Raw genomic sequence first — 20,423 nt, forward strand, 5'->3', positions numbered from 1 at the left:
GTCTAATATCATAATATGTTCATTTTAAATTATTGCCAACGTTATAATAACACCAAATAGAATTTTTCGCATACCTAAAAATAGACAAAAAAATTATAGATAAACTCTTTTACTCTAATTTTAAATTAAATTGTTCTTTTTGGCTTTTTGAAGTGCTTCAATCTTGTTATGGACTTGAAGTTTGTTGTAAATATTTTCTATATGCTTTCTAACGGTTCCGGTTGAAAGTATTAAGTTTTGGGCAATAGCATTGTAACTTAAGCCTTTGCTTAAATGCTCTAAAACTTCTATTTCTCTAGTTGTTAATTTAATATCTTCCTGCTCCTGTTTGTTTTCAATATTTAACGGATTTCGAAGTAGTTTTAAGGTTTTTAAGGCTATGGAAGGATTCATGGCTGCACCTCCATTAAGTGTTTCTAAAATACCATCGTGCAAATCTTGAGCATTGATTTCTTTTAATAAATAGCCATCTGCTCCAGCTTTAATAGAATTAAAAATGTTTTCATCGTTATCGAAAACAGTTAGCATAATAATTTTAATATGTGGATATTTTTGTTTAATAATTTCTGTAGTTTCAATACCATTTAAAACAGGCATCTCAATATCCATTAAAATTAAATCTAAGTTATGATTATCCTCTAGCTTAATTAATAAATCTGATCCATTAATTGCTGAAAACTTAAAATTCAAATCATCGAAAAAAGATAGCTTTTCTTTTACAGCATTTATAAGAAAGAAGTTATCGTCTACTATAGCTATTTTAATATTCATGATGATTAATTTTTACTAAAATAACCAAATAAAAGGTTACTTGAAATACGATAAATTACGTATTAATTAATTTAAACACTCTAATGGTTGTTCCTTTATTAATAGTAGATATAATTTCGAATTCAGATTCTAATTCGTGAGCACGTTTTTTCATGTTATTTAAACCATTTCCATACTCAATTTTTGAAACATCGAACCCAGTTCCATTATCTGTTACAGTCATTTGAAAAACACCTTCACTAAGTGAGAAATCGACATCTATTTGCGTAGCATCAGCATATTTTAATGCGTTATTAATTGCCTCTTGAATAATTCTATATATGCTCATACCTTGAACGGAAGTAAATACTTTACTATTCTTTAACTTATCATCTATAGTAAAATTAAAAGCAATATTATCTGATGCTTTATCTGCTTTTTCAATAAAATTTGAAATTCTAGCTTGTAAATCTTCAAACGAAATTTCGCTTTTATTCATAGCCCAAATAGTATCTCTTAACTCGTAAATGGTTGATGTAGTAAACTCACTAATATACTTTAGCTTATCGTTTAAGTTATCTGGCAGTTTAAAACCATATTTTAAATTATCTAATGACGAAATAATAAAGGTTAATTGCGCTCCAATATTATCGTGTAAATCTCTACTTATCCTTAATCGTTGGTCTTGTAACTTATTCTGGGTTTCAATTTTTACTAAAGCTTCTTTTAATTCACTTTCTTTTTTAAGTTGTCTGTTTTTTAGTTTTTGTTGATTGTAAACTAAAAATCCAAGTAAAGATAATACGACTGCTAAACCTACTAACCCTAATATAAAACTATTTTTCTGACTTAAATCGCGTTCTTTTTCTGCAATTTCTGCACGTTGTGTAAGAATTTGTTTCTCTCTTTCATTAGCATTATATTTTTCTTGAACCTCAGCAACTTCCTTGGTAATACGATTATTAAAAATAGAATCTTCAATTTGTTTATACTTATTTTGATAGAATTTTACGCTATCACTTTCTTTATTGTAAGCAAAATAATAAGACAAATTATTGTAACCATTAACACGAAGTTCATTAGCTTTATATTGTTCTGCAAGTACAATTCCTTCATCTAAATATTTCTTTGCAATTTTATATTCTCCAATTTTTAAATACAAATCACCTAAATTTAAAGAAGAACTAGTAATTCCATGATTATCTTTAATTTCCCTTCTAATTAATAAAGATTTTAGCGTGTAATCTATTGCTTCTGGTATTTGCCCTGTACTAGATAAAAATGAGCCATAATTATTATACAAAGCTCCTAATTCATTATTTAAATTATTTGCTATAGCAACATCAATTCCTTGTTTAAAATATTTTATACTATTTATTGTATCATGCATATGCAAATACGCATTAGCAATGTTATTATATGAACGTGTTAATAAGGGAAAGTCTTCAATCTCCTTTGCTTTTTCTGTTATTTCTAAATGCGTTTTAAGTGCTTTGTCATATTGCTTTAATCCTCTATAAATATTTGCAATATTTCCTTTTAAAGCACTTGCATATTTTAAGTGGTTTTTCTGTTCGTAAATTTCTAAAGCTTTGGTATTATATACTATAGCAGAATCTAGTTGGAACGTATTTTGATAACAAAGTCCAATTTTATTGTAAACACTTGCTATACCTAGAGTATCTTGTAATTTCTTTCTTATTTTTAAAGCTAAATTATATTCTTGCATAGCTTGTCCATAATCTGCTAAGCCGTAATAAAGTATTCCAATGTCGTTATGTGCTTGAGCTTCTCCAACTCGGTTATTTGTTTTTTGGGATAGTTTTAATGCAAGATTGCCGTAAGTAAATGCAGAGTCTGTTGATATAGTTCTATAATACCAACATAAATCACTATATACTTTAATTTTTAATGAATCGGATGGGTTTTTTGAAAGTTCAATTTTTAAACTATCAATTATTTTTACTGGATTTTGAGAAAACCCATATGAACTAAGAAACAGGCTTATAAGAATAAGTAATAATTTCTTCATATAATTAATTGTAATGCTCTTCTAATATACTCTTTTTTGTTAAAAGGAGCTCTTTTGTAATTTCAAATAATTTATTGAATAAAGACAAATTATAATTTTCTAAATAAGCACTTTTTTGAATAAATAAATCTTGTTTCTGTTTTTCATAAGTCATTTGTTTTAACAGATTTAGATTGTTTTCTTGAGACATTTTAGCGTCGTATTTTGTAGCCATTATAGTTTTAATACTTAACAATAACAAAACACTAATAAGTGTATATAAAATCGAAGAAAAAAGAAGATTAAGATCCATAACCAAATGCTTTATTAAGATTTATAAAAGCATGCTACTATTTCAATTTGAAACAAAAAAAAACATCAAACTCAATCCCTCAAAAGATAGATATTGCTTGATGCTTTTTATATAATTGATTAATAGCATAATAAAAATACAACTTAAAGGTTTATCGTTATTATTTTTTCGACAAACAGATGTTTAAAAAAGATTAAGCGTAATAACCTACCAATAATACGCTTAATCAACTTATCTAATAAAATGTTGAGCCATTTTATTTCGAATTAAACGATTTAAAATATTTGTTTTGAAAGGTTAAAAGCGCCTTCAGTAACGTTTTTAGTAGAATCGTCGTTGCTGTTTTTCCCTGTAAAATTAAAAGTCCCTTTTATGTTAGAATCTGTTTCTTCTGAAATTTTAATTTCACCTATAACTCCCGAGTCTTGAAAAGGTGCAGACCAAGTTTGGGAATTTGCAGGATTACTTACATTAGGCTCTATATAAGAAGCAATTCTAAATACATTATCGTCGCTAATTTCATAAGTTCCAACACCATCATAACCATTAATAATCAAATTAATAGCTTGAGTTTGCGTGTTTCCTTGCATAGTTAGAGTTGTTTGACCTCCACCAGAAACTAAAGTTGCTGTAGATGTCATTTCTAACGATGTAAAAGAGTTTCCATTAATTTTTGCTGTAATAGTTCCTGAAGCAGCTCCTCCTCCACCATCTCCTCCATCGTCATCGTCAGAGCAAGAAGTAAAGGTAATTAATGAAAAACACATTAATAATAAAGTGACATGTTTTAAAGTTTTCATTGTTGAAATATTTTAGGGTTAATAATATTCCAAAATTGCAATATAAAGACATGGTAATCAATACGAAGAATTACGTATATTTTGAAAAAAGACTAAAAATGAGTTAAATAGAAGCTAAAAGGATATATGTGGAAAAACTGATTGAAGCTTTTCTTTTCTTTCAGATAACTTTTGAAGAAATAAAATATGTGCTTCAGAATTTGGATTGAAAGGTTTATGCAAAATTCCTTTTTGAATAACATCCACTTCTTCCATTGTTTTATATGCTTCTGGAGATATCCAAACCTCCTTAAACCTCTCCCAAATATACTTGATAGCTATGTTATTTGGATGAATCATATCTTCTGCATAAAAACGATAATCTCGAAGTTCGTCCATCATTATTTCGTAAGATGGAAAATAGTGTAGATTTTTTTTATGCTCAACAACCTGATGAATAGCTGCAATTAAATGGGCTTTACTTTGGGTGTTTTCTATAAAGCCATCTTTTAAATGCCTAACTGGAGAAACTGTTAATATAATTGACGCTAAACTATTAACAGTTCTTATAAGAGCAACAATAGATTCAAGAGATTCAGAAATCTCATCTACCGAAAGCAATTCTTTTAAAAATTTCTTCTTTGCCACTTTATGGCAATTAGCAACAATAGTGTCTGTTTCAATAAACCTATACATCCAAGCAGTTCCTAAAGTAATAATAATATGTGATGAACTGTTTAACTGTTTGGCAGTTAATTGAATTTGACTATTAAGTGTATTTAATAGAGTGTCTTTATTTGTGTTACTTAGTTTAGAATGTGCATTAAAACAATGCCATTGTTCATTTTGAAAAAAGACATCAACTTCTGAAAATTCTTTTTGGTTAATAGCATTTGTAATCAAGCTTTCTATTGCTATAGGATGAAATAAAATTCCAAAAGGATTCTGAAGATTTTGAAATTTAAAATACTCTAAGTTATTACCTATATTCTCTACAAAACAAGACCCAATTAAAAGCAACCTAGAGTTGTAATCTATTTGATTATGTTGCTTCGATTCTAATGCTATTTTGGTTTGTAATTTCAAATTTTATTTTAAATAATCTTTTGCAGCTTTCAATGCTTCCTCAATACCTTCTGGTTTTTTTCCTCCAGCTGTTGCAAAGAAAGGCTGTCCTCCTCCTCCACCTTGGATGTATTTTCCTAATTCTCTTACTATTTGCCCAGCATTCAACTCTTTTTCTGAAACTATTTCTTTAGAAATATAACAAGACAATAAGGCTTTTCCATCATTCTCTGCACCAAATAATAAAAACAAATTACTGTATTGGCTTCCTAACTCAAAACAAACATCTTTAATTCCAGCAGCATCCAAATCCAGTTTCTTCGCTAAAAACTGAATGCCATTAATTTCGGTTAATTCGTTTTTAAGATCACCTTTTACATTTTTGGCTTTCTCCTTTAATAATACCTCAATTTGTTTTTTTAGGTCTAAATTTTCGTCTTGTAAATTTTGAATTGCTTTAACAGGCTCGTTATTATTTAACAAAGATTTCATCTCTGTATAAGTTTTATTTATATCTATAAAATAATCTTTTAAAGCATCGTTTGTAATTGCTTCTATTCGACGAATTCCTGCTGCAACTGCACCTTCTGATACTATTTTAAAAAACCAAATGTCTCCTGTATTTTTCACATGTGTACCACCACAAAGCTCTATGGACTGTCCAAAACGAATGGCACGAACCGTATCTCCATATTTTTCTCCAAAAAGTGCTAAAGCTCCTTCTTCAAGTGCTTGTTTCATGGGTATGTTTCTTTTTTCTTGAAGAGGTAATTTCCCAGCAATACGTGCATTAACAAATATTTCAACATCACGTAATTCTTCAGCAGACATTTTTGAAAAATGTGAGAAATCGAAACGCAAGTATTTGGAATGTACAGCAGACCCTTTTTGCTCGACATGCTCTCCTAAAATTTCCCTCAAAGCTTGATGTAATAAATGGGTCGCAGTATGGTTGCACTCGGTTCTATAACGTTGTTTGGCATCTACTGCTGCTATAAATGATTCTTCTAAATTATTAGGTAAATTTTTAGCAAAGTGAATAATAACGTTATTTTCCTTTTTAGTATCTAAAATATAAATAACATCTCCATGCGAATCTTCTAAGTAACCTTTATCTCCAACTTGACCTCCACCTTCTGGATAAAAAGGTGTTAAGTTGAAAACCAGTTGATACATTTCGCCATCTTTCTTGGAAATCACTTTTCTATATCTTGTCAATTTTACTTTAGTTTCAAGCATATCGTATCCAACAAATTCCTGAACTGCATCATCATTTAAAATCGTCCAATCTTCTGTACTCATTTCACTTGCAGCACGAGAACGGTCTTTTTGTTTTTTCATCTCTGCATGAAAACCAGCTTCATCTAACAACAACTCTTTTTCACGAAGAATTAACGCTGTTAAATCTATTGGAAACCCAAACGTATCATATAATTCAAACGCTTTTTCGCCAGAAATAATATCAGATTTTTCTTCTTCAACTATTCTATTAAGTAATACCAATCCTTGATCTAAAGTTCTTAAGAAAGAATGTTCTTCTTCTCTAATCACATTCTCAATTAGTTGTTTTTGAGCTTTAAGTTCTGGAAAAGCATCTCCCATTTTTTTACTTAAAACATCTACTAACCTATATATAAATGGTTCTTTTTGATCTAAAAAAGTAAAGCTATATCTTATAGCACGACGTAAAATTCTACGTATTACATAACCAGCTCCTGTATTACTTGGCAATTGTCCATCTGCTATAGAAAAAGCCACAGCACGAACGTGATCTGAAATTACGCGAATTGCTACATCTACTTTTTCGTCTTTTCCATAATGTTTATTAGCAATAGTTTCAATCTCTCTAATAATAGGTGTAAAAACATCCGTATCGTAATTAGACTGAACCCCTTGTAAAACCATGCACAGACGCTCAAAACCCATACCTGTATCTATGTGTTTATTTGGCAAATGTTCAAGTGAACCATTGGCTTTTCTATTGTATTGCATAAAAACCAGATTCCAGATTTCAACCACTTGAGGATGATCCATGTTTACTAAAGATTTTCCATCTACTTTTGCTTTTTCTTCTGCTGAACGAATATCTACATGAATTTCACTACATGGTCCACAAGGACCTTGGTCTCCCATTTCCCAGAAATTATCTTTCTTATTTCCCATAAGAATTCTGCCTTCTGGCACAAATTGCTTCCATAAATCGAAAGCCTCTTGATCCATAGATAATTTATCATCATCGTTACTACCTTCAAAAACCGTTACATAAAGAATGTTTTTATCAATTCCATAAACTTCTGTTAGCAATTCCCAAGCCCATGCAATAGCTTCCTTTTTAAAATAATCTCCAAAACTCCAGTTTCCTAGCATTTCAAAAAGTGTATGATGGTAGGTATCATAACCAACCTCTTCTAAATCGTTATGCTTTCCAGATACTCGTAAACATTTCTGTGTATCTGCAATTCGATTGTTTTTTGGTATAGCATTTCCTAAAAAGTATTCTTTAAAAGGAGCCATTCCAGAATTAACAAACATTAAGGTAGGATCATCTTTTAACACCATTGGTGCAGATGGCACAATACTGTGTTTTTTATCTTTGAAAAAACTTAAAAATTTTGAGCGAACTTCTTGAGACTTCATCTATATATTTTAAATGCTTGTTTCTTTTAAATTATTTATAAAACGAAGCAGTTTAGTTAATTTCCCTGCAAATCTATTTTAAATTTCGGACAGAGTTAACCTTCTACATCATTTTATCCTTTAGTTTTACTAAATTTACAATGAAAATATTTTGTAGGTTTGTTCGTTTTGATTGTAAATTGAAAACCTATCAATATTAATTCCATGCAAAAATAGTATAAATTAGATAATGAGTAAGGTAAAATATTATTATGATCCAGATACGCTTTCATATCGGAAAATAGAGCGTAAAAAAAGAAGAACTGCTAAATACATTTCGTTGTTTTTATTAGCATCTGCCTTATTTGCATTCCTGTTTGTATTTATTGCTAGCCAATATATTGAATCTCCTAGAGAGAAGGGATTAAAACATGAATTACAAAATGCCGAATTACAACTAGAATTGTTGAACAAAAAAATGGATGAAACCGAAACAGTTCTAGCAAGTATAGCAGAAAGAGATAATAATATTTACAGACATTATTTTGAAGCTAACCCAATTCCAGATGAACAAAGAAAAGCAGGTTTTGGTGGTATTAATAGATATAAAGATCTGGAAGGTTTCGATAATTCAAAACTAATAATAGAAAGCCATAAACGTATAGACCAACTTCAAAAACAAATTGTTGTTCAGTCTAAATCTTTAGATGAAATTGCAAAATTAGCTGAAGAAAAAGAAAATTTACTAGCTGCAATTCCAGCTATTCAACCAGTAAAAAACGAAGATTTAACTAGAATGGCTTCCGGTTTTGGAATGAGAACAGATCCTTTTACCAAAGTAAGAAAAATGCATTGGGGAATGGATTTTACTGCTCCAAGAGGCACACCTATTTATGCTGCTGGAGATGGTGTTGTAGAACGTGCAGATAATGGAGCTGCAGGTTATGGAAATCATGTTAGAATAGATCATGGTTATGGTTACGTAAGTTTGTATGCTCATCTATACAAATACAATGTTAGAAGAAATCAAAAAGTAAAGCGAGGAGATATTATAGGTTTTGTTGGAAGTACAGGTCGCTCTGAAGCACCACATTTACACTACGAAATATTTAAAGACAACCAACGTATCAATCCTATTAACTTCTACTACGGAAGTTTATCTGCTGAAGAATTTAATAAATTACTTGAACATGCTTCCTTAGAAAATCAATCTTTAGACTAATGCATATAGAATTACCAGAAAAAAGATATTACAGTATTGGAGAAGTAGCCAAAGCATTTGATGTAAACACCTCTTTAATTCGTTTTTGGGAAAAAGAGTTTGATGTATTAAAACCAAAGAAAAACGCTAAAGGAAACAGAAAGTTCACTCCAGAAGACATCAAAAATTTAAAATTTATTTATCATCTAGTTAAAGAACGTGGATTTACTTTAGAGGGAGCTAAAACCCATTTAAAAGAAGAGAAAAAGAAATCGCTAAGTAATTTTGAGATTATAAGTAAACTTGAAGATATAAAAACACAACTAAATAAAATTAAAGAACAGTTGTAACAATTCTTAAAAATCTTCAACTAATAATAGAACAATCATACTTAAACACTAACACTTAAATACTTTATCATGAAAAAATGGTTAATTCCTGTAATAATAATTGCCGTAATTGGTTTTGGCATTTATAATTGGGCTGTAGGATTTAATAATACAGCTATCGAACTTAATGAAAACGTAAGTGAAGCTTGGGGAAATGTACAAACTTCTTATCAACGTAGAAATGATTTAATTGGCAATCTTGTAAACACCGTTAAAGGAGCAGCAGATTTTGAAAAAAGCACTCTTGAAGCTGTTATAAAAGCAAGAAGTGAAGCAACTAAAACTACTATTGATCCTTCAAACATTACTCCTGAACAATTACAACAATTCAATCAAGCTCAAGGAGGTTTAAGTAGTGCTTTATCTAGGTTATTAGTAACTGTTGAGCAATATCCTGAATTAAAAGCTAATCAGAACTTTTTAAAACTTCAAGACGAATTAACAAGTACAGAAAATACAATTCAAACAGCTAGAACGCGTTATAACGAAGCTATTAAACCTTATAACAATCATGTAAAAAAATTCCCTAATTCTATTTTAGCTGGCTTTTTTAATTTTGAAGGTAAACCTTATTTTGATGCAGAAGCAGGAGCTGAAAAACCAGTAGATGTAGAATTCGATTTTAACTAAAAGTATATGTCTAAAATAGAAGATTTTTTAACTGCAACTGAAGAACAAGAGATTGTAAGTGCTATACGTATGGCTGAAAAGAATACGTCTGGAGAAATTCGTGTGCATGTTGAAAAATCTTCTAAAATAGATGCTTTTAATCGTGCTATGGAAGTGTTCCATTATTTAAAAATGGACAACACCAAACAACAAAATGGTGTCTTAATTTATGTAGCCGTAGAAGACAAAACTTTTGTGATTTATGGAGACAAAGGTATTAATGATGTTGTAGAAAAAGGCTTTTGGGATGAAACAAAAGATGCTATTCAAGCCCAGTTTAAAAAGGGCAATTTTAAACAAGGACTTATTGACGGTATTTTAAAAGCTGGACAAGCGTTAGAAACAAACTTCCCTTGGATCCATAACGATACGAACGAATTAACCAACGAAATATCTAAAGGTTAATGATTATAACTAAACAAATAAAGATTCTTATTATTCTGTTTGTAGGTTTTTGCTTTTCGCAAAAAGCATTGGCACAATTCAATATTCCTGATATTCCAAAAGAACAAACCAGTGTTTACGATTATATTTCTTTACTATCTACTTCAGAAAAAAGCAGTTTAGAAAACAAACTTATCAAATATTCTGATACAACATCAACACAAATTGTAGTCGCAATTATTGCTACAACTCAAGGAGAAAACATAGGTCTTTTAACTGCTAAATGGGCACACGAATGGGGAATTGGACAAGCTAAAGAAGATAATGGCGTTTTTGTTTTACTAGCTAGAGACGATAGAAAAATATGGATTTCTCCAGGTTATGGTGTAGAACATAAATTAACTGCAGGCATTGTTGGAGAACTTACAAGAAATGTGATTATTCCAGAATTTAAAAAAGGTGATTATTATAGTGGATTAGACAAAGGAACAGATGCCATTTTCGAAATATTAATGGGAGAATATCAAGGTTCTAGAAAATCAAATAACGATTCTGAATTCCCTATTGGAGTTATCTTTTTCCTGTTTATAGTTTTTGTTATTATTCTAATTTCTATTTCTAAAAATAGACGAGGAGGAAAAGGTGGACCTGGTAATAATTCTGGTGGAGGATTTAGCATTCTTGACGCCATTATATTAAGCAATATGGGTCGTGGAAGTTATGGAGGCTCATCTGGTGGTTTCGGAAGTTCTTCAGGTGGAGGTTTCTCTGGTGGTGGCTTTGGAGGAGGCTTCGGTGGAGGTGGTTTCTCTGGTGGTGGAGCTGGAGGAAGTTGGTAATCGTTAAAGCTTCAGAATATGTGGCAACTAATTAAGGTACAAAATTCAAAATTCAAAGAAACGATTAAAAACACGGGATGTATAAAAAAGCTATTACCAAATATTTTTGGGATATAAATATGTTCAATATTCCGTTCTCCTTAATTTTAGGTTACTTATTTGGTATTTTTTGGAGTATTGTTTGCTTTTCTACTTTTGGAATATTAATAGGCTTATTAGGCTTTCACACCTTCAAAAAAAATGAATATTATGCTTACTTTAACCTAGGGCTTACTAAAATAAATCTTTTAAAAAAAATTTGGGTAAGGAATCTGATAATTTCTACTTGTTTGTTTCTAATCTTTTTAATATTAAATTAAATGAATGTATTAGAAATAAGAAACTTACATAAGTCGTATAAAAATAAAATTATATTAAACAATCTAGATTTATCATGTAAAACAGAAGATGTTATAGGAATTTTTGGAAGAAACGGAAGTGGTAAATCTACTTTACTAAAAATAATTTTCGGCACTGTAAAAGCAGAATCTGCTCAAATTAAAATAAACTCAAAAATATTATCTCAAAAAGAAATCATCTCATCTAAAAGTATTGGTTATTTACCACAAGTCACCTTTTTACCTAAAGAATTAAAAGTTAGAGATATTATCCCATTCTTTTATCCAAATGGAGACGACCAAAACAAAATATTTTATGCTCCAAAAGTGTCTAGCTTCGAAAAAATTAAAGTTGGACATTTATCGATAGGACAATTACGCTATCTAGAATTATTACTCATCGGAAATTTAGATCACTCTTTTCTATTGTTAGATGAACCTTTTTCAATGATAGAACCACTATACAAAGAAGTCATTAAAAATTTACTAATCGAATTAAAGAATACAAAAGGTCTTATTATTACAGACCATTATTTTGATGATGTACTAGAAATAACAACTAATAATTTTATAATTAAAGATGCTGAAAAAATTGAGATAAACTCTAAAAAAGATTTAGTAAAATTTCAATATTTGAGTTCAAATTAAAATAATTGTAATTTTTTATCAATAAAAAATGGTTCTACAAATAGCAGAACCATTGAAACTTGTTTTGAAGTTTTAATTACTTTTTTCTCATATATACACTTACTGGAACACCATTAAAATCAAACTGTTCGCGTAATTTATTTTCAAGAAAGCGTTTGTATGGCTCTCTTACATATTGAGGCAAATTACAAAAAAATGCAAATTGTGGTTGTGGAGTTGGCAATTGCATGATATACTTAATTTTTACAAACTTACCCTTATAAGCAGGTGGAGGATTATGCTCTATAATTGGAAGTAAAACCTCATTTAGCTTACTTGTTTTAATCTTTTTAGTTCTGTTTTTATAAACCTCAACAGCTGTTTCAATAGCCTTAAAAATACGTTGTTTATTAAGTACCGAAATAAAAACAATTGGCACATCAGTAAATGGCTCCATTTCTGCTCTTATAAGACGTTCGTATTCTTTTATAGAGTTATTACCTTTATCTTCAACAAGATCCCATTTATTTACCAGAATAACAATTCCTTTTCTGTTACGTTGTGCCAACCAAAAAATATTTTGCACTTGCCCATCAAAACCACGTGTGGCATCCATAACAACCAAACAAACATCGCAATGTTCTATAGCTCGAACACTTCGCATCACAGAATAGAATTCTAAATCGTCTTTAACTTTTGCTTTTCTTCTAATTCCAGCTGTATCAACTAAATTAAATTCAAATCCAAAACGATTATACTTTGTATCTATAGAGTCTCTTGTAGTTCCAGCTATATCTGTAACTATATATCTATCTTCACCAATAAGTGCATTTATAAACGACGATTTCCCTGCATTTGGCCTTCCAACAACAGCAAAACGAGGTAACTCGTCCTCAACTACATTCTCTTTTTCAGGAAGAGCTTCAACAAGTGCATCCAATAAATCTCCAGTTCCACTTCCATTAATACTCGCAATGGTAAAATATTCACCTAAACCTAAAGAATAAAATTCAACAGCATCTTCAGCCCTTTTAGCATTATCTACTTTATTTACTACTAAAAAAACAGGTTTTTTAACTTTTCGAAGTAAGGTTGCCACATCTTCATCCATTCCTGTCACACCAGATTCTACATCTACCATAAAAATAATGGCATCTGCTTCATCGATAGCTAATTCTACTTGTTTATCAATTTCAGCTTCAAAAACATCGTCGCTACCTTTTACATATCCTCCTGTATCTATTAAAGAAAATTCTCTTCCATTCCAATCGCTCTTTCCGTAATGTCTATCTCTGGTTACACCACTTGTAGCATCAACAATAGCTTCTCTTCTTTGAATTAAACGATTAAAAAAAGTCGATTTTCCAACATTTGGTCTTCCAACTATAGCAACTATGTTACTCATTTTAAATAAATTTTGGTGCAAATATAATGATATGCTTATGATTTCGTTGTATTTTGTATCATTCAAAAAAAAAAATTTGTTAAAATGAAAAACAACATTGCTGCCATTATTTTTTCCTTAGCAATTGTAATTGCTGCTTATTTACTTGGAAATGCTTTTATGAATAGAAATCATACCGATGGAACTATTTCGGTTACAGGTTTAGGAAAAGCAGATTTTACTTCAGATTTAATAGTTTGGGAAGGCTCTTTTTCCAAAGAAAGTTTTAATCTTCAAGAAGCATATAGCGACCTTGAAAAAGACAAAAAAATTATTTCAGACTATTTATTATCTAAAGGAATCACTGAAAAAGAATTAGTTTTCAATGCTGTTAATAGCAGAAAAAATATGCGTGGAAAATACAATAGCGAAGGGCAATATATTGGTGAGGAATTTCTGGGTTACGTTTTAACACAATCCTTACAAATAGATTCTAACAATGTTGAAAAAGTAGAATTAATATCTAGAGAAATTACCGAGCTTTTAAATAAAGGCATTCAATTTTATTCTCAATCTCCTAGATACTATTACACGAAATTAGCCGATTTAAAAATTGAAATGATTTCCAAAGCCACTGCAGATGCAAAACACAGAGCAGATATGATTGCTGAGAATTCTGGTGGAAAGTTAGGCGACTTAATTTCTGCTAAAATGGGCATTTTTCAAATTACTGGTCAGAACTCAGACGAAGATTATTCTTGGGGAGGGACTTTTAATACAGAATCTAAAGAAAAAACGGCTTCAATTACTATGAAACTTGATTATAAAGTTAAATAAACATAATATATGTCCTCCTCCTCTACACTAAATGATGTGGTATTAAGACCACGTTTTAAATTTGAAAAAAACCAAAATAATGAAGAATTACTAACACTGTTTGATCTAGCTAAAAAAGAGCAATCAGATTTTATTGTATCTCGCATAGACAATCATGTTTTTTTAAAATTACCAAAACACAAACAGCATTTTTGGTCGCCACAACTACATTTAGAAATTGATAAAATTGATGAAAACTCGAGTTCAATACGTGGTTTATTTGGACCTAACCCAACCGTTTGGACCATGTTTATGTTTTTTCACTTTTTAGTTGTTTGCTTATTTTTAGGATTCGGAGCATGGGCTTATTCTAATTGGTCTTTAGAAACATCTTACGCTATACAAGTTTCTCTGATGATTTTTATGGTGATTATTTGGATTGTTCTATATGTAGTTGGTCAAATGGGTAAAAAAGTTGGTATGGACGAGATGCATTTACTCCATAGGTTTATGAGAGACACCTTAAGACATCAAAACCAATGCTTTTATTGATTATAGCCAAAACGCTTTAACTGCCTTTGGTCGTTTCGCCAGTTTTTATTTACTTTAACATACAATTCTAAATGCACTTGTTTGCCAAAGAATTTTTCTAAATCTTTTCTGGCTTCAATACCTACACGTTTAAGTGCAGAACCCTTATGACCAATAATAATTCCTTTTTGAGTATCACGCTCTACCATAATCACAGAACGCATTCTAATAATGTTTTCTTCTTCAAAAAATTCTTCGGTATCAATTTCAACAGCATACGGAATTTCTTTTTTGTAATGCATTAAAATTTTCTCACGAATGGTTTCGTTTACAAAAAAACGTTCAGGCTTATCTGTTAATTGATCTTTTGGGTAAAATGGTGGCGAATCAGGAAGTAACTCTATTATTCTATTAAAAACTTCTTTTACTTGAAAACCTTCTAAAGCCGAAATAGCAAAAATTTCTGCATTAGGTACTTTAGCAGCCCAACTTTGCACCTGTTCTTCTAGTTGTGCTTGATCTGATTTATCAATTTTATTCAGTAGTAATAAAACAGGAATTTTAGAGCTAGTTATTTTATTAAAAAAGTTTTCGTCTTTAAGCTCCTTCTCTCCAATTTCAACCATATAAATTAGCACATCTGCATCATCAAAAGCAGATTTTACAAAATCCATCATGGATTCTTGTAATTCGTAAGCGGGTTTAATAATTCCTGGTGTATCAGATAAAATCATTTGAAAATCTTCACCATTAACTATTCCTAAAATTCTATGTCTTGTTGTTTGAGCTTTCGAAGTGATAATAGATAATTTTTCACCTACAAACGCATTCATAAGTGTCGATTTCCCAACGTTTGGATTACCAATAATATTTACAAAACCAGCTTTATGCATATTACTTATTTTATTAATGCAAAGATAGTTTTAAAAATTAGAAACCATACTAAGATGAAAAAGTTAAATAAATCTCATTTCTACTTGTAACATAAAGCACTTTCATGTTTTATAACTTTTTAGCTTATTCACCATTTAATAGGTTTTTTTTAATACTTTAGTAAGATATATATAATTCCTCCACCAAAGAACTTTTTAAGTGATAAATAAATCCTTTTTTGCTATTTTTTTTATCGCATTCATCTATGCAATGCCTTCAACTTGTTTAGCTCAAGAAGCTGAAATAGATACAACTAAAACAGAAATAAATACTCCTTTTAGAAAAGGCAGATGGTTAACAGGGTTAACAGGTTTTATTGGTTCTGGCTCAACAGAAAACACAATTACTCATGATAAATCTATAAGTAATAGATATAGAATTGAAATAAATACGGGAAAATTCGTTAGAGATCGTATCAATATTGGTCTTTCCGCTAATATGGAACGTAGTAATGTTGAAGAAAAAAATATAGCAGAAAGTACTTCTGAATTATTCTTTGTAGGCCCAAAGGGCACTTATTATGCTTCAGATAGCTATATTGGCTCCATTTTTTTTAGTTTATCTCCTGGCTATGTATTATATAGAGATAAGATAGGAGCTTTAATAGATGACATTTATATTGAAAATATAAATAAAGGAGGAGGATTTGGCTTCTTATTCACTTTTGGTTTCGCTTATGTAATTCAAGATCGTGTATCTTTTGATCTTGGCCTTAATTATAATGTATATTGGTTAAACCTAAATCAAGAAAGTTCAGCAAACAATATTACAGACAAAGTATCTTACGAGTTAAGTAACCTATCATTTTCATTTGGATTTAAAATATTGTTAGACAGTAAACCTCTATAATGAATAACCTCTTCTACATCTTATTAATTTGTTTTTTTATTGTACCAAAAAGCTTTGGACAAAATAAAGATGATGTTATTAAATCTGATACAATTAATAAAAATAAAAAATTTCAGTTTGTAGCTATTCCAATAATATTTTATACGCCAGAAACAAGTTTTGGATTTGGAGCAGGAGCTCAAGTTTTTCTATTAAAACAGAAAAACATCTACAACGACAGAGTATCAAATGTGTTTGTAGATTTTATTATGACTTCTAACAAACAATTTATTGTAGATATAATCCCTCAAATTTATTTTGGTAAAGGTGACTATTTTCTAGACATGAATTTTAAGTGGAAAATATTTCCAAACAATTTCTGGGGAATTGGTAATAACACTCCAAATAGTAATGAAGAAGCATATGATATGACTTCGCAAATTCTTAAAGTTAGTTTTTTAAAAAGATTACCTCCTTCTCTAAATTTTGGATTTGAATATATTTATGAAAATTACGATGTAACTGAAGTTGAGGAAGGTGGGCTTCTAAGCACTGGTGATATTAAGGGAAGTGACGGAGCAGTTATTAGTGGCTTTGGAGTTATTTTTAATTTAGATTCAAGGAATAATGTTGGCTCTCCAACATCAGGACATTTGTTAAAAATGAATGCCCAATTTTCAAGTGAATTATTTGGTGCTACAGAAACTTACAATAAGTTTATTGCAGATTTACGGACGTATCAAAAATTAGGTGAAAATAGTATTATTGCACTTCAATTATATTATGAAGGTAATTATGGCAACCCTCCTTTTCAAGGACTTGCTTGGTATGGTGGAGGAAATCAAGCACGTGGCTACTACCAAGGTAGATATATAGATAAAACGCTATATCTAATTCAAGGAGAATATCGCTATAGATTTAAACCTAGATGGGCAATTGCTGGTTATGGTCTTTTTGGAAAAGTTGCTAACGACCAAAAACAATTATTTAGCTTAAACGATTTAAAACCAAGTGCTGGTGGAGGCTTACGCTTCAAACTTTTAAAAACCCAAGACACATGGGTTAGACTTGATGCTGGTATTGGTGTAGATGGTAGTCATGGAATATATTTTGGTATAAACGAAGCTTTTTAATATTAGCAAAACTAGAATATAGTATGTATTACTCCTTATTCTTTTTACTTTCTTTATTTACTGGAGGAAACTCAAGTTGGTCTGTTAATTATTTTGAAACCATGGCAGATGTTACAGTAAACAATCCCATTCTAGTTGTTACAGCTTATGCAAAAACATCTATTGGTGGCTTGCCACACAACCCACAAACTATTTTTATAACGGTTTCTTAAACTAAAAATGGCGTTGATTGTTATGTCTTAACAACCTTGACTTTAGTTGTCAATCCAATACCAACTCCAATAGCTGTATTACCTTATTTAGAATTATGTGATGATACAAAACCTAGAGATTTAGAAAAAGTGTTTGAAATAACTGTTACCGATGTATTGACGTTAAATACCTTTGATGAAACGGTAAGCTATCTTAAATCGATGGCAAATGCTGAAACAGGAGATAGAGCCGCTTTATTTGAGTATAGAATAGATAATAACCCTTGGGTAAGTAACAAGCCCAATACAAATACTTACACCTTCTCTAATGTGCCTTTTGGTGAGCATGTTATTCAAGCAAGAGACATCAATGGCTGTGGTATTGAAAGCGATATGGTTCTGGTTATGGATTACCCATTATTCTTTACGCCTAATAATGATGGTTATAAAGATACCTAGCAAATATTTGGAATTGAAAACCAATACGATGCTAAAATATTTATTTATGATCGTTATGGTAAATTACTAAAACAACTAAGTCCTACTGGACCAGGTTGGGATGAGATGTATAATGGCGAATTATTACCCTCAAAGGAATATTGGTTTACCTTTTATTACAAAGAGATAGGCGAAAGTAATGGCGCTCAAAAACAATTTCGTTCCCATTTTACTTTGAAAAGATAAAACATCATTAAATAAAAAAGCAGGCTGTTAATTAACAACCTGCTTTATAGTAGCGAGAACTGGACTCCAACCAGTGACCTTCGGGTTATGAGCCCGACCTCGACCGCTTTTTCAACACAAACACTGGGGGTTTGAGCTGTAACTTTTATGAAATCGTGTTCAAAATCGTGTTCCAGATTTTGTTTACTTGATTAAACAATATTATACTCTAAAGGTAGATTATTTTTCCATATAATCCTGCCATTTAATAAGAACATATTTTTCAATATTATGTTCCTGCTTTTTTAGAAACCCAAACTCATAAACAAATAAGTAAACATCACCTTTATTATTTTTCCAATAATGTGTGAAGAAATTTGAATCAAACCCATCTTCTTTTATTAATGAAGCTCTGACCGTTGCTTTTCCTGCTTTATTATATTGTTTTAATATTTTACGATTAAGTTTTAATTGATTATCAACTTTATTATAAAATCGAGGAGCTTCTTCCAAAGACCTTCTATAATGATATGTGCTTTTGCAATGTTGGTCACAAAATCGTTTGTCAGATCTACCTTTCAATTCCTTTCCACACGCTATACAGTTTTTTTTATTCATACCTAAAACTTAATCGAATGTTATACGAATACTATTCGTTTAAGATACGAATAATTCATTTTTAATGCCTATTTTTAATAAAAACCTAATATGAAATTCAGTCAGCACATAACAATTAAACATCTATTAATTGATAATAAGAAGTTTATTGGTCTTCAGTTTTACTCAAATAAAGCTCTAGAGATTCTTGTTAAGCAACTCTATAAAGTCTTGTGGAGTGATGAGTTTAATATGTATTATGTCCCAAACAACAAAACACATTTAGACGAAATATATGATACCTTTAGAGGTGTTGCTTGGATTGATTCAAAATACTTTTTTAATCATACACGTTCCAAAGAACTTAATGAAGTATTTGATGTACAATGGTATAGAAAAAGAGCACAATCAACCAATTATAAATTGTGTCCAGAAGATTATTTACAAAAGCTGGAATTAAAAAAGTATTCTAATAATACGGTTAGGTTATATGTCAAGCTTTTTGAAGATTTTATAAATTATTATTTTGATAAAGATATAGATCATATCAACGAAGTTGATATTAGAGAGTACTTAAAACACCTTATTCAAAGTAAACGTTCCAATTCATATATTAATCAATCCATAAACAGTATAAAGTTCTACTACGAATTAGTTATGGGAATGCCTAATAGATTATATCGTATAGAACGTCCTAGAAAAAATAAAAAGCTCCCAATTGTTTTATCCAAGGAAGAAATTAAATCTCTCATTGATTACACAAACAATATCAAACATAGATGTATTGTATCCTTATTATATTCTGCTGGTTTAAGACGCAGTGAGCTACTGAATTTAAAAATTAAAAACATTGATAGCTCACGTATGTTAATTCATGTTGTAGATGCGAAAGGCAATAAAGACCGATATACCCTTTTATCAAAAAACACCCTTGAAGATTTAAGAAAATACTATAAACAATTTAAGCCACAAGACTATTTATTTGAAGGTGTTAAAAAACAACAATATAGTAGCGTAAGTGTTGGTAAAATTGTATCTGAAGCTAGAAAGAAAGCAGGTATAAGAAAACATGTTTCACCTCATATTTTAAGACATAGTTTTGCTACACATCTTTTGGAAAATGGAACAGATTTGAGGCATATACAATTATTATTAGGTCATAGCTCTACTAAAACAACAGAAATTTATACACATGTAGCTAAAAGTAGTTTTGATTCTATCAAAAATCCGTTAGATTTGTAAGTATATATATAATAAATATAACATTACTAGTAATGTTATACACACGTTACATAAAACACCTCCAAAATTGTAACTCCTTTTAAAC

Annotated in this window: 23 protein-coding genes; 14 read left to right on the forward strand and 9 right to left on the reverse strand. The window is 30.2% G+C overall.

What is annotated here, in order from left to right:
- Positions 1–120 precede the first annotated feature (120 nt).
- The 6 genes from FVF61_RS12030 to alaS form a co-directional block, all read right to left on the reverse strand.
- Positions 121–771 carry a response regulator gene (locus tag FVF61_RS12030; RefSeq protein WP_148456757.1) on the reverse strand — a complete coding sequence of 217 codons (651 nt, stop codon included), beginning with the start codon at positions 769–771 and terminating at the stop codon, positions 121–123.
- Between the two features lie 55 nt (positions 772–826).
- Positions 827–2,782: a tetratricopeptide repeat-containing sensor histidine kinase gene (locus tag FVF61_RS12035; RefSeq protein WP_148456759.1), complete on the reverse strand. Its 1,956-nt coding sequence runs from the start codon at positions 2,780–2,782 to the stop codon at positions 827–829.
- A 4-nt stretch (positions 2,783–2,786) separates the two neighbouring features.
- Positions 2,787–2,996, reverse strand: a complete 210-nt coding sequence (locus FVF61_RS12040) for a hypothetical protein (protein WP_148456761.1) — start codon at positions 2,994–2,996, stop codon at positions 2,787–2,789.
- A gap of 353 nt (positions 2,997–3,349) precedes the next feature.
- Positions 3,350–3,874 (reverse strand): DUF6252 family protein, encoded by a 525-nt coding sequence (locus tag FVF61_RS12045; RefSeq protein ID WP_148456763.1) that lies wholly within the window; start codon positions 3,872–3,874, stop codon positions 3,350–3,352.
- Positions 3,875–3,988: 114 nt separating this feature from the next.
- Complete coding sequence (locus FVF61_RS12050; protein WP_148456765.1) at positions 3,989–4,939, reverse strand: GSCFA domain-containing protein; 951 nt, start codon at positions 4,937–4,939, stop codon at positions 3,989–3,991.
- 3 nt (positions 4,940–4,942) lie between these two features.
- Positions 4,943–7,555 carry an alanine--tRNA ligase gene (alaS, locus tag FVF61_RS12055; protein WP_148456767.1) on the reverse strand — a complete coding sequence of 871 codons (2,613 nt, stop codon included), beginning with the start codon at positions 7,553–7,555 and terminating at the stop codon, positions 4,943–4,945.
- A 229-nt stretch (positions 7,556–7,784) separates the two neighbouring features.
- Here alaS and FVF61_RS12060 point away from each other — a divergent pair, with 229 nt between their 5' ends.
- The 6 genes from FVF61_RS12060 to FVF61_RS12085 all read left to right on the forward strand — a co-directional run bounded on the left by FVF61_RS12060 (position 7,785) and on the right by FVF61_RS12085 (position 12,041).
- Positions 7,785–8,756 (forward strand): M23 family metallopeptidase, encoded by a 972-nt coding sequence (locus tag FVF61_RS12060; protein WP_148456768.1) that lies wholly within the window; start codon positions 7,785–7,787, stop codon positions 8,754–8,756.
- Positions 8,756–9,085 (forward strand): MerR family transcriptional regulator, encoded by a 330-nt coding sequence (locus FVF61_RS12065; protein WP_148456770.1) that lies wholly within the window; start codon positions 8,756–8,758, stop codon positions 9,083–9,085. Before FVF61_RS12060 ends, FVF61_RS12065 begins: the two co-directional genes overlap by 1 nt.
- A 69-nt stretch (positions 9,086–9,154) precedes the next feature.
- Complete coding sequence (locus tag FVF61_RS12070; RefSeq protein WP_148456772.1) at positions 9,155–9,754, forward strand: LemA family protein; 600 nt, start codon at positions 9,155–9,157, stop codon at positions 9,752–9,754.
- A 6-nt stretch (positions 9,755–9,760) separates the two neighbouring features.
- Positions 9,761–10,198: a TPM domain-containing protein gene (locus tag FVF61_RS12075; protein ID WP_148456774.1), complete on the forward strand. Its 438-nt coding sequence runs from the start codon at positions 9,761–9,763 to the stop codon at positions 10,196–10,198.
- The gene (locus FVF61_RS12080; protein ID WP_148456776.1) at positions 10,198–11,016 is read left to right on the forward strand and encodes a TPM domain-containing protein; all 819 of its coding nucleotides are present in this window, start codon (positions 10,198–10,200) and stop codon (positions 11,014–11,016) included. The genes FVF61_RS12075 and FVF61_RS12080 overlap by 1 nt, the downstream gene beginning before the upstream one ends.
- A gap of 359 nt (positions 11,017–11,375) precedes the next feature.
- Positions 11,376–12,041: an ATP-binding cassette domain-containing protein gene (locus tag FVF61_RS12085; protein WP_148456778.1), complete on the forward strand. Its 666-nt coding sequence runs from the start codon at positions 11,376–11,378 to the stop codon at positions 12,039–12,041.
- A 76-nt stretch (positions 12,042–12,117) separates the two neighbouring features.
- On the opposite strand, the gene der is transcribed toward FVF61_RS12085, so the two are convergent.
- On the reverse strand, positions 12,118–13,425 hold the full coding sequence (der, locus tag FVF61_RS12090; RefSeq protein ID WP_148456780.1) for a ribosome biogenesis GTPase Der: 1,308 nt from the start codon (positions 13,423–13,425) through the stop codon (positions 12,118–12,120).
- Between the two features lie 84 nt (positions 13,426–13,509).
- Between der and FVF61_RS12095 the strand changes: the two genes are divergently transcribed.
- Together FVF61_RS12095 and FVF61_RS12100 are read left to right on the forward strand one after the other, a co-directional pair.
- Positions 13,510–14,241 carry an SIMPL domain-containing protein gene (locus FVF61_RS12095; protein WP_148456782.1) on the forward strand — a complete coding sequence of 244 codons (732 nt, stop codon included), beginning with the start codon at positions 13,510–13,512 and terminating at the stop codon, positions 14,239–14,241.
- A 9-nt stretch (positions 14,242–14,250) separates the two neighbouring features.
- Positions 14,251–14,772, forward strand: a complete 522-nt coding sequence (locus FVF61_RS12100) for a GTP-binding protein (RefSeq protein ID WP_148456784.1) — start codon at positions 14,251–14,253, stop codon at positions 14,770–14,772.
- On the opposite strand, the gene era is transcribed toward FVF61_RS12100, so the two are convergent.
- The gene (gene era / locus FVF61_RS12105; RefSeq protein WP_148456786.1) at positions 14,766–15,644 is read right to left on the reverse strand and encodes a GTPase Era; all 879 of its coding nucleotides are present in this window, start codon (positions 15,642–15,644) and stop codon (positions 14,766–14,768) included. The genes FVF61_RS12100 and era overlap by 7 nt on opposite strands.
- A gap of 250 nt (positions 15,645–15,894) precedes the next feature.
- On the opposite strand from era, the gene FVF61_RS12110 reads away from it, so the two are divergent.
- From FVF61_RS12110 to FVF61_RS14375, 5 genes are read left to right on the forward strand one after another with little or no spacing between them, the layout of a single operon-like run.
- A complete protein-coding gene (locus FVF61_RS12110) occupies positions 15,895–16,533 on the forward strand; it encodes a hypothetical protein (RefSeq protein ID WP_233586823.1) in 639 nt (212 codons plus the stop codon).
- Positions 16,533–17,645, forward strand: a complete 1,113-nt coding sequence (locus FVF61_RS12115; RefSeq protein ID WP_148456790.1) for a BamA/TamA family outer membrane protein — start codon at positions 16,533–16,535, stop codon at positions 17,643–17,645. The genes FVF61_RS12110 and FVF61_RS12115 overlap by 1 nt, the downstream gene beginning before the upstream one ends.
- A 23-nt stretch (positions 17,646–17,668) precedes the next feature.
- The gene (locus tag FVF61_RS12120; protein WP_148456791.1) at positions 17,669–17,857 is read left to right on the forward strand and encodes a hypothetical protein; all 189 of its coding nucleotides are present in this window, start codon (positions 17,669–17,671) and stop codon (positions 17,855–17,857) included.
- Between the two features lie 36 nt (positions 17,858–17,893).
- Positions 17,894–18,295 (forward strand): hypothetical protein, encoded by a 402-nt coding sequence (locus FVF61_RS14370; RefSeq protein ID WP_148456793.1) that lies wholly within the window; start codon positions 17,894–17,896, stop codon positions 18,293–18,295.
- A 12-nt stretch (positions 18,296–18,307) separates the two neighbouring features.
- Positions 18,308–18,520 (forward strand): T9SS type B sorting domain-containing protein, encoded by a 213-nt coding sequence (locus tag FVF61_RS14375; protein WP_262712023.1) that lies wholly within the window; start codon positions 18,308–18,310, stop codon positions 18,518–18,520.
- Positions 18,521–18,739: 219 nt separating this feature from the next.
- On the opposite strand, the gene FVF61_RS12135 is transcribed toward FVF61_RS14375, so the two are convergent.
- Entirely contained in the window at positions 18,740–19,117 is a 378-nt protein-coding gene (locus FVF61_RS12135) for a hypothetical protein (RefSeq protein ID WP_148456795.1), read from the reverse strand.
- 90 nt (positions 19,118–19,207) lie between these two features.
- Here FVF61_RS12135 and xerA point away from each other — a divergent pair, with 90 nt between their 5' ends.
- Positions 19,208–20,338: a site-specific tyrosine recombinase/integron integrase gene (gene xerA / locus FVF61_RS12140; RefSeq protein ID WP_148456797.1), complete on the forward strand. Its 1,131-nt coding sequence runs from the start codon at positions 19,208–19,210 to the stop codon at positions 20,336–20,338.
- The last annotated feature ends 85 nt before the right edge of the window (positions 20,339–20,423 follow it).

Source organism: Xanthomarina maritima, from assembly GCF_008084905.1.
GTDB lineage: Bacteria > Bacteroidota > Bacteroidia > Flavobacteriales > Flavobacteriaceae > Xanthomarina > Xanthomarina maritima.

Excerpts from the sequence above, each read along its gene's own strand:
- FVF61_RS12030 (WP_148456757.1), bottom strand. The coding sequence starts at position 771 with ATGAATATTAAAATAGCTATAGTAGACGATAACTTCTTTCTTATAAAT.
- FVF61_RS12035 (WP_148456759.1), bottom strand. The coding sequence starts at position 2,782 with ATGAAGAAATTATTACTTATTCTTATAAGCCTGTTTCTTAGTTCATAT.
- FVF61_RS12040 (WP_148456761.1), bottom strand. The coding sequence starts at position 2,996 with ATGGCTACAAAATACGACGCTAAAATGTCTCAAGAAAACAATCTAAAT.
- FVF61_RS12045 (WP_148456763.1), bottom strand. The coding sequence starts at position 3,874 with ATGAAAACTTTAAAACATGTCACTTTATTATTAATGTGTTTTTCATTA.
- alaS (WP_148456767.1), bottom strand. The coding sequence starts at position 7,555 with ATGAAGTCTCAAGAAGTTCGCTCAAAATTTTTAAGTTTTTTCAAAGAT.
- FVF61_RS12060 (WP_148456768.1), top strand. The coding sequence starts at position 7,785 with ATGAGTAAGGTAAAATATTATTATGATCCAGATACGCTTTCATATCGG.
- FVF61_RS12065 (WP_148456770.1), top strand. The coding sequence starts at position 8,756 with ATGCATATAGAATTACCAGAAAAAAGATATTACAGTATTGGAGAAGTA.
- FVF61_RS12070 (WP_148456772.1), top strand. The coding sequence starts at position 9,155 with ATGAAAAAATGGTTAATTCCTGTAATAATAATTGCCGTAATTGGTTTT.
- FVF61_RS12075 (WP_148456774.1), top strand. The coding sequence starts at position 9,761 with ATGTCTAAAATAGAAGATTTTTTAACTGCAACTGAAGAACAAGAGATT.
- FVF61_RS12080 (WP_148456776.1), top strand. The coding sequence starts at position 10,198 with ATGATTATAACTAAACAAATAAAGATTCTTATTATTCTGTTTGTAGGT.
- FVF61_RS12085 (WP_148456778.1), top strand. The coding sequence starts at position 11,376 with ATGAATGTATTAGAAATAAGAAACTTACATAAGTCGTATAAAAATAAA.
- der (WP_148456780.1), bottom strand. The coding sequence starts at position 13,425 with ATGAGTAACATAGTTGCTATAGTTGGAAGACCAAATGTTGGAAAATCG.
- FVF61_RS12095 (WP_148456782.1), top strand. The coding sequence starts at position 13,510 with ATGAAAAACAACATTGCTGCCATTATTTTTTCCTTAGCAATTGTAATT.
- FVF61_RS12100 (WP_148456784.1), top strand. The coding sequence starts at position 14,251 with ATGTCCTCCTCCTCTACACTAAATGATGTGGTATTAAGACCACGTTTT.
- era (WP_148456786.1), bottom strand. The coding sequence starts at position 15,644 with ATGCATAAAGCTGGTTTTGTAAATATTATTGGTAATCCAAACGTTGGG.
- FVF61_RS12110 (WP_233586823.1), top strand. The coding sequence starts at position 15,895 with ATGCCTTCAACTTGTTTAGCTCAAGAAGCTGAAATAGATACAACTAAA.
- FVF61_RS12115 (WP_148456790.1), top strand. The coding sequence starts at position 16,533 with ATGAATAACCTCTTCTACATCTTATTAATTTGTTTTTTTATTGTACCA.
- FVF61_RS12120 (WP_148456791.1), top strand. The coding sequence starts at position 17,669 with ATGTATTACTCCTTATTCTTTTTACTTTCTTTATTTACTGGAGGAAAC.
- FVF61_RS12135 (WP_148456795.1), bottom strand. The coding sequence starts at position 19,117 with ATGAATAAAAAAAACTGTATAGCGTGTGGAAAGGAATTGAAAGGTAGA.
- xerA (WP_148456797.1), top strand. The coding sequence starts at position 19,208 with ATGAAATTCAGTCAGCACATAACAATTAAACATCTATTAATTGATAAT.